This is a genomic window from Sporosarcina luteola (genome assembly GCF_007991495.1).
GTDB lineage: Bacteria > Bacillota > Bacilli > Bacillales_A > Planococcaceae > Sporosarcina > Sporosarcina luteola.
In genome coordinates this window covers 57888-65052 of record NZ_BJYL01000021.1, presented here as the reverse complement: position 1 = coordinate 65052, position 7165 = coordinate 57888, and the positions used below count along the sequence as shown (strand labels likewise).

The window sequence follows — 7165 nt, the reverse complement described above, 5'->3', positions numbered from 1 at the left end:
AAAAGTTCTGATTAAGTCGTTTGGAGTTCTCATTCGTCAATGAAAAGTTCGCATCACCGCGACACGGGAAAAAAAGAGCTGTCCAGATGAAATGACCTGGACAGCTTTTTCTATGTCTTTACCGTCTACTCACATCAAACACACCATTAGATTTGAATAAGCAGCAAAATGATGGAAGAAAGACAAAGACAAGCACTAGCTAAAAATAACAAAGCAAGTACCTGTTTTGGTTTCAGACCAGCACGTAGCAGTCGATAATGAATTTGGCTAGCATCTGCTTGAAAGATAGACTTGCCTTGCACATAACGTTTGGCTATAACAAAAAGATTGTCGAAAATCGGCACTCCTAATGCCAAAATGGGAATGAACAATGAGAGGACGGTCGCTTGCTTAAAAGCCCCATCCAAGGCGATGACCGCAAGTAAAAATCCAAGGAAGCTTGCCCCTGCATCGCCCATGAAAATTTTGGCTGGTGGTTTGTTAAAGCGTAAATAGGCAACAGAAATCCCTACCAGTACAATCGCCATCATGGCGGAATTCGGCTGCCCTTTTGCAACGGCAACTATAAAAAGCGTAACAGCTGATATCGCGACCAGCCCTCCTGCGAGGCCATCCATACCATCCGAGAAATTAATTACCGTCGTCACTCCGAATATCCATAAGATTGTTAATAGAAACTGCAGAATAAATGGGAGGGTGACATATTCTCCCGATAGCGGGTTAACAAAGCCGTTAAATGTTATACCCGAGGCAAATACGAGGATTGCCGCAGACATTTGAACGATGAATTTAGGCAAAGCGGGGAAATCCTTCCCCTTCGTCTTGTACCAGTCGTCGATCGTCCCAATGGTTAAAAGTAAGACCCCGCCCCCAAAAAGGGCGCCGGTTTCCCAAGTAAACTCTTTAGTAAATAGAAGATAAACAAGGAAAAAACCAATAAAAAGCGCATAACTTGCTGTCAGCGGTATCGGCTTACGGTGTAATTTACGTTCAACGTTTTCCTGGGGCTTGTCCACAAAATCGAGATGGAAAGCGAGCTTTCGCAGAGGGGGAATTAGGGCATATACAATAAGAAATGACGCAAAAAATGCCAATATGTAAAAGATTTTTCTCACCGCCATTTTAACAATTTTCTATTAGTAGACATGTATAGTAATGGACGTATTACTTTTTATTTGGTTCCCCGCTTTTCCTGTTGCAAAATCTTTTTTATTGTTTGGTGTTGACTCTCACGTTACGTCATACTCTATAGTCAATAGTGAAGGGAGGCGGGGAACTATGAAAGTGAAGGAAGTGGCAGATTTGACCGGTGTGAGTGTGCGCACACTCCATCATTATGATGATATCGGTTTACTCGTTCCGGACGATGTGACGGAGGCAGGCTATCGGGTTTATTCCGATGAAAACTTGACGACCCTCCAGCAAATCTTGTTTTTCCGTGAAGTCGGGTTCCCTTTGAAGAAAATTAAGGAGCTATTGGATAGTCCGTCGTTCAACCGATTGGAAGCGTTTGAGCTGCAGCGCGAAATGCTGTTGGCGAAACACCGGCAATTGGAGATGATGATTCAGACGATCGACAAGACACTTCAAACTGAGAGAGGAGAAATGACGATGACGAACGAAGAGAAATTTAAAGGATTTGATTTCAGTTCGAACCCATATGAGCAGGAAGCGCGTAATCGATGGGGGGATGAAGCGGTCGACAAGGCGAATAAGAACGTTGCCAAGTTTGGCAAGGAAACGCAAGAGGAGATGAACCGAATTTATTACAATCTTGCGGAGCTTCGCCATACGGATCCGGCTTCCGTGGAAGCACAAGCAGCTATTAGCGATTGGTATACTTTTTTGAATAAAATTGGCGACTATTCCTTGGAGGCATTTGCCGGTTTGGGTGAGATGTATGTCGCAGACGAACGATTCACGAAGAATATTGACCAATTCGGGGAAGGCTTGGCTCTATTTATGCGCGATGCGATGAAAGCATATGCAACGCGGAGAAAGCAGGTTTAAACATAGTAACTTAAACTAGAGTACTCTAAGTACCCTTAGTCAGACTGTAAACAAACACCATGAATTTGGTTGTTTGCCTACAGTCTTTTTTTAAAAAAAAGAGATAAAGCTACAATATTGATTTCCGCTGCGAGCGGACGCTTTCCGCGGGCACGGCTTCAGCCGCTTCCCTCGCTGTGCTCAGTCCAGGGTCTTCAGCTCGTGCTGTTCCCGCAGGAGTCGCCGCTCTCCGCTTCAATCACCGGTGTTTCCTGTTAACTGAATGAGGTGATATAGATACAAAATTGACGGACATAATTTTTTCGAACGTGTAGAAGTGAGAAGCCTCTGTATGAAAGCCTACTTGGAGGTAGCTCAGGACCTGTGTCGTAATCATGAAATCAAAGAAATATATGGAAAGCGTAAAGTGATATTCTTTGTTTTCTTTTTTTTGTTGTAAATGCAACAAAGGCAGCGTAAACTTAGTGTGTAGTAATTTTATTGCATTTACAACAAAAAAATCTAAGGAGTTAGGTTATGAAAGAAATTCTACGTGAAATTGGAATGATTGCCAGGGCATTAGATTCTATAAGTAATATAGAATTTAAAGAATATGACCTTACAAAAGGGCAGTATTTGTATCTTGTACGAATTTGTGAAAATCCAGGAATCATACAAGAAAAGTTAGCTGAGATGACAAAAGTAGATCGAACAACTGCAGCTCGTGCTATAAAAAAACTTGAAATTAATGGCTTTATTGAAAAGAAGGAAGATGCACATAACAAAAAAAATAAAAAACTTTTTCCAACAGAAAAAGGGGCGAATGTTTATCCTTTCATAAAAAGAGAAAATGATCATTCTAATATCATGGCATTAGAGGGATTTTCCGAGAAAGAAGTTGAAATCACTTTCAATCTTCTTCAAAGAATAAGAAAAAATGTAGAAAAGGAATGGTTATTTGTAAAAAAAGGAAATAAGAGAAACTATTGATTATATAAGGGAGCGATATATTCAAATGGATATAAATATAAAAAAGTGTACCCTTGGAGATTCACACGAACTTCGGGAAATTAGTTATGAAACTTTTAATGAGACATTTAAGCATCAAAATTCATCTAATAATATGAAAGCCTATCTGGAAAAGGCATTTAACTTAATACAGTTAAAAAAGGAATTATCCAATCCTTCTTCACAATTCTTTTTTGTTTATTTTAATAATGAAGTCGCTGGATACTTGAAGGTAAACACTGACAATGCTCAGACTGAAGAAATGGGCGATGAATTACTTGAAATTGAGAGGATTTATATTAAGAACAAGTTTCAAAAACATGGACTTGGTAAGTACCTCCTAAACAAAGCGATGGAACTTGCAATGGAATATAAAAAAACTAAAATCTGGCTAGGTGTATGGGAAGAAAACGAAAATGCTATTGCTTTTTATAGGAAAATGGGGTTTGTTCAAACTGGAATCCACTCTTTCTATATGGGTGATGAAGAACAAGTTGACTTAATAATGACCAAAATACTTATATAATTTTTGGAAGGTGGATCACTACGTATATTCCAAAGTATTTTAGAGTCAAAGATGTTGATGAAATTCTTGATTATGTTCAAAAAAACTCTTTTGGCACGATTGTCACAATAGAACGAGGGAAGCCAATTGCAACCCATTTGCCATTATTAAGGAGAAAGATACTTACTATATAACAGGGCATATGGCTTATGGAAACCCTCAATGGAGAACATTCGATATCCGTGAATATGTATTGGTTATGTTCCAAGGATGTTAAAAGCCCCACATCATAAAATATCAAATTACCTATGAAGTGCAAAGATGAATTGGTCTTTTCATTAATGTAGACGTTAAGTACATGTAGTTAAAGTAAGAGGTATGATTTCTACTGTTTTTTACAAATCACTTTTGATTAGTTATTAATTGTTGCTTATGCGTAATTGTGAAGACATCCGACAACGGGTGTCTTTAATTTTTGGTTGAAAATTCTTATAGACGTCTTTATCATGATAGCGTATTGTATTAGCAATGAGCATGGTGAATTTAGAAGGTTGATGTTTATTTTCAATAAAGTAAAGATAGTTCGGCGGATTAATTGTATAATAGTAAAACCATCAATAGATTAGCGGCGGCTTTTCATATGAATGCCAATATGCTTCATCCTAGGTGTGAATTTTTCGGGAAAGTGAAACTCCGAGTATGGTTGAAACGTATAATAGGTATATAGAAAAATGCTTGAACTGTCCGCATCCCAAATCATGTCTACGACTTAGGACTTAGAAGGTTTCCTCCTGCAGACGGTTTAGCTTCCGAAAAAAATTGTTCATACTTGTAGAGAGAGATGAGTTAGGGGTTGGAATGATGGGAAAAACAATCTATATAGTACTTACTGATACAGGGACTTTGCTGTCGAAAGCGATTGGCATATATACACGAAAAGATTTGAACCATGCCTCGATCGCATTTGACGAGCAATTGACCGAAATATACAGTTTTGGACGGAAGCGGCAGCATAATCCGTTCGTTGGTGGGTTCGTACGTGAAAATGTAGCGGAAGGCATTTTTCAGGATGCCGATTGTGCTGTATATCGATGCGAAGTTTCATTGGAAGCATATACGCGGATTCGTAAGAAAATTGTTCAGTTTGAGTCAAATCAACGGAATTATAAATACAATTTTATCGGTTTGTTCGGCGTGGCGCTGAACAAAGAGATTCAACGGGAACGAGCATTTTTCTGTTCGCAATTCGTAGCGACGGTCATGCAGGAGAGCGAAACACATCGTCTCATGACAAGACCTTGCTTAACAATGCCGCATCATTTGACTTACATGCCGCATTTAGACTTGATATATGAAGGCGACTTGAAGTCCTATTTAAATAAAGTAAGAGAGCCGCAAGCGGAACACCCAATACGTATGGGGATTTGGAAGAGTTTGGCGTTCCGTCTGCTTGCTTGACATGAAAGCTTCTCCATTACGAGAAGCTTTTTGTACGTCTAGCTACGGGCGCCAGAGGCTCGGGTCATAAGTCAAAGAGGCTCTGTGGAAAAAACGCCACGCCGCATCTTCGCCTTATGCCTGAGGCTGGCTGGATGCCGGTCATGCAGTCGTTGCGACAGGACGCGGCGTTTTTAGACTGCGAACCTTTTCTAAGCAGTCGCCCTTCGCTTTTGTACGTCTTCATGCGATAATGAAAAAAAAGACGAAAAAGGATGACACGATGACGAAAACAATTGATGTTCAAGTAAATGCGCAAAGTATTGCGGCCTTTAAGAAAGGCTACCCATTGATTTTGAAAGACGCGGTAATGAACCCAGAAGTTTTACAAGAGGAAGGCACGCTTATTCGCTTAGTCGATAAATACCGTAAGTTTGTTGCAAAAGGCTATTTTGGCCATCAAAACAAAGGAATCGGTTGGGTATTAACAAGAGATGACAATGAGGAAATCGATTTTGCATTCTTTGAATCAAAGATTTCATCCGCTTTGGCAAGACGCGAATCATTCTTTGAAGATAGCGAGACAACTGCATTCCGTGTCTTCAATGGTGAGGGCGATGGAATTGGCGGATTGACGATTGATTATTTCGATGGCTACTACATGGCGAGCTGGTACAGTGAAGGGATTTACACGCTGAAGCATCATGTGTATGGCGTGTTGGACAAGCTTGTCGATTATAAAGCGATCTATGAGAAAAAACGGTTTGATACGAAAGGCCAATACATTGAGCAGGATGATTTTGTGCGAGGGATTCCTGGAGATTTCCCAATCATTATAAAGGAAAGCGGCATGAACTTCGCCGTCGATTTGAATGATGGCGCGATGACGGGCATTTTCCTAGATCAGCGCGACGTGCGAAAAGCGTTGCGCGACAAGTATTCGGATGGCAAGCACGTACTGAATACATTTTCATACACAGGTGCATTTTCGGTTTCCGCGGCTCTTGGTGGAGCGCGAGAAACGACGAGCGTTGATTTGGCAAAGCGTAGTTTGGCGAAGACGATTGAGCAGTTCAGCGTGAACGGGATCGACTATGAGGCACAAAACATCAAAGTGATGGACGTGTTCGATTATTTCCGTTATGCGAAACGCCATGAGCTCAAATTCGATGTTGTCGTTCTCGACCCGCCAAGTTTTGCCCGCTCCAAAAAGTACACATTCAGCACAGCGAAGGATTATCCTGCATTGTTGGAGGATGCGATTGCCATTACGGAAAAGAATGGTATTATTATCGCATCGACGAATAACGCAAGCTTCAGCATGAAGAAGTTTAAGACGTTTATTGACAAAGGATTCGCAGATGCGGGTTCCCGTTACAAAATCCTGGAGGAGTCTTCATTGCCAAAGGATTTCCGTACAAATCGCGACTTCCCGGAATTCAATTACTTGAAAGTTGTTATTTTGCAGAAGTTGAAATGATAATCGTTGCCGCCTCCCGCGTGGAGGTGGTTTTTTTATTGCAAATCATGATAGAAAGCCGTTCAATAGATAGAAAGAGTAGTGGGGGGAAGAGCGAATGCTTGAGGCGGTTCTGCATGGCGTCATCTTAGCGATTGGACTTATTTTGCCGTTAGGCGCTCAAAATGTGTTTGTGTTCAACCAAGGGGCATTGCAACCGAAGTTGATGCGGGCGCTTCCTGTTGTTGTGACTGCGGGCATTTGCGATACGATTTTAATTGTGGCGGCTGTTTCGGGTGTGTCATTGCTTATTTTGACATTCCACTGGTTAGAAACAATTATGCTTTCAGTTGGAATCCTATTTCTGTTGTTCATCGGAATCACTCTTTGGAGGAACTCGCCGTCATCAATGGGGGCGGAGGCGGAACGATTTTCTCCGAAAAAGCAGATCTTGTTTGCCGCTTCTGTTTCTTTACTGAACCCCCATGCAATCATTGATACGATTGGAGTCATCGGGTCGAATGCATTAAGTTATTCGGGAGAGGCCCGTTTTGCGTTCACGTTGACGACAATCATCATTTCATGGTGTTGGTTTTTCGGACTTGCATTGACTGGACGGATGCTCGGAAAGATCGATACGGGCGGGAAATTCATTAGCATGTTGAATAAAGTTTCCGCTGTTGTTGTGTGGGGAGTGGCGATATATATGGCAATTCGGTTGATTTTTTAATTAACTTTCCACGAAAATAATTAGGACACAATGTAAA

General features: G+C 41.0%; 7 protein-coding genes and 1 pseudogene. 7 read left to right on the top strand and 1 reads right to left on the bottom strand.

Annotated features, from left to right (window positions below; all coding sequences use genetic code 11):
* Positions 1 to 146: 146 nt before the first annotated feature.
* Positions 147 to 1121: an MraY family glycosyltransferase gene (locus SLU01_RS08605; RefSeq protein WP_174842634.1), complete on the bottom strand. Its 975-nt coding sequence runs from the start codon at positions 1119 to 1121 to the stop codon at positions 147 to 149.
* A gap of 157 nt (positions 1122 to 1278) precedes the next feature.
* Here SLU01_RS08605 and SLU01_RS08600 point away from each other — a divergent pair, with 157 nt between their 5' ends.
* The 7 genes and pseudogenes from SLU01_RS08600 to SLU01_RS08570 all read left to right on the top strand — a co-directional run bounded on the left by SLU01_RS08600 (position 1279) and on the right by SLU01_RS08570 (position 7128).
* Positions 1279 to 2010 carry a MerR family transcriptional regulator gene (locus SLU01_RS08600; RefSeq protein WP_147057302.1) on the top strand — a complete coding sequence of 244 codons (732 nt, stop codon included), beginning with the start codon at positions 1279 to 1281 and terminating at the stop codon, positions 2008 to 2010.
* A 516-nt stretch (positions 2011 to 2526) separates the two neighbouring features.
* Positions 2527 to 2979, top strand: a complete 453-nt coding sequence (locus SLU01_RS08595; RefSeq protein WP_147057299.1) for a MarR family winged helix-turn-helix transcriptional regulator — start codon at positions 2527 to 2529, stop codon at positions 2977 to 2979.
* 25 nt (positions 2980 to 3004) lie between these two features.
* Complete coding sequence (gene paiA / locus SLU01_RS08590; protein ID WP_147057297.1) at positions 3005 to 3523, top strand: spermidine/spermine N(1)-acetyltransferase; 519 nt, start codon at positions 3005 to 3007, stop codon at positions 3521 to 3523.
* A 14-nt stretch (positions 3524 to 3537) separates the two neighbouring features.
* Positions 3538 to 3773, top strand: a pseudogene (locus SLU01_RS08585) (FMN-binding negative transcriptional regulator); the annotation flags it as partial.
* A gap of 590 nt (positions 3774 to 4363) precedes the next feature.
* Positions 4364 to 4960 (top strand): hypothetical protein, encoded by a 597-nt coding sequence (locus SLU01_RS08580; RefSeq protein WP_147057295.1) that lies wholly within the window; start codon positions 4364 to 4366, stop codon positions 4958 to 4960.
* A 262-nt stretch (positions 4961 to 5222) separates the two neighbouring features.
* Positions 5223 to 6419 (top strand): class I SAM-dependent rRNA methyltransferase, encoded by a 1197-nt coding sequence (locus SLU01_RS08575; protein ID WP_147057316.1) that lies wholly within the window; start codon positions 5223 to 5225, stop codon positions 6417 to 6419.
* A gap of 97 nt (positions 6420 to 6516) precedes the next feature.
* Positions 6517 to 7128 (top strand): LysE/ArgO family amino acid transporter, encoded by a 612-nt coding sequence (locus SLU01_RS08570; RefSeq protein WP_147057293.1) that lies wholly within the window; start codon positions 6517 to 6519, stop codon positions 7126 to 7128.
* The last annotated feature ends 37 nt before the right edge of the window (positions 7129 to 7165 follow it).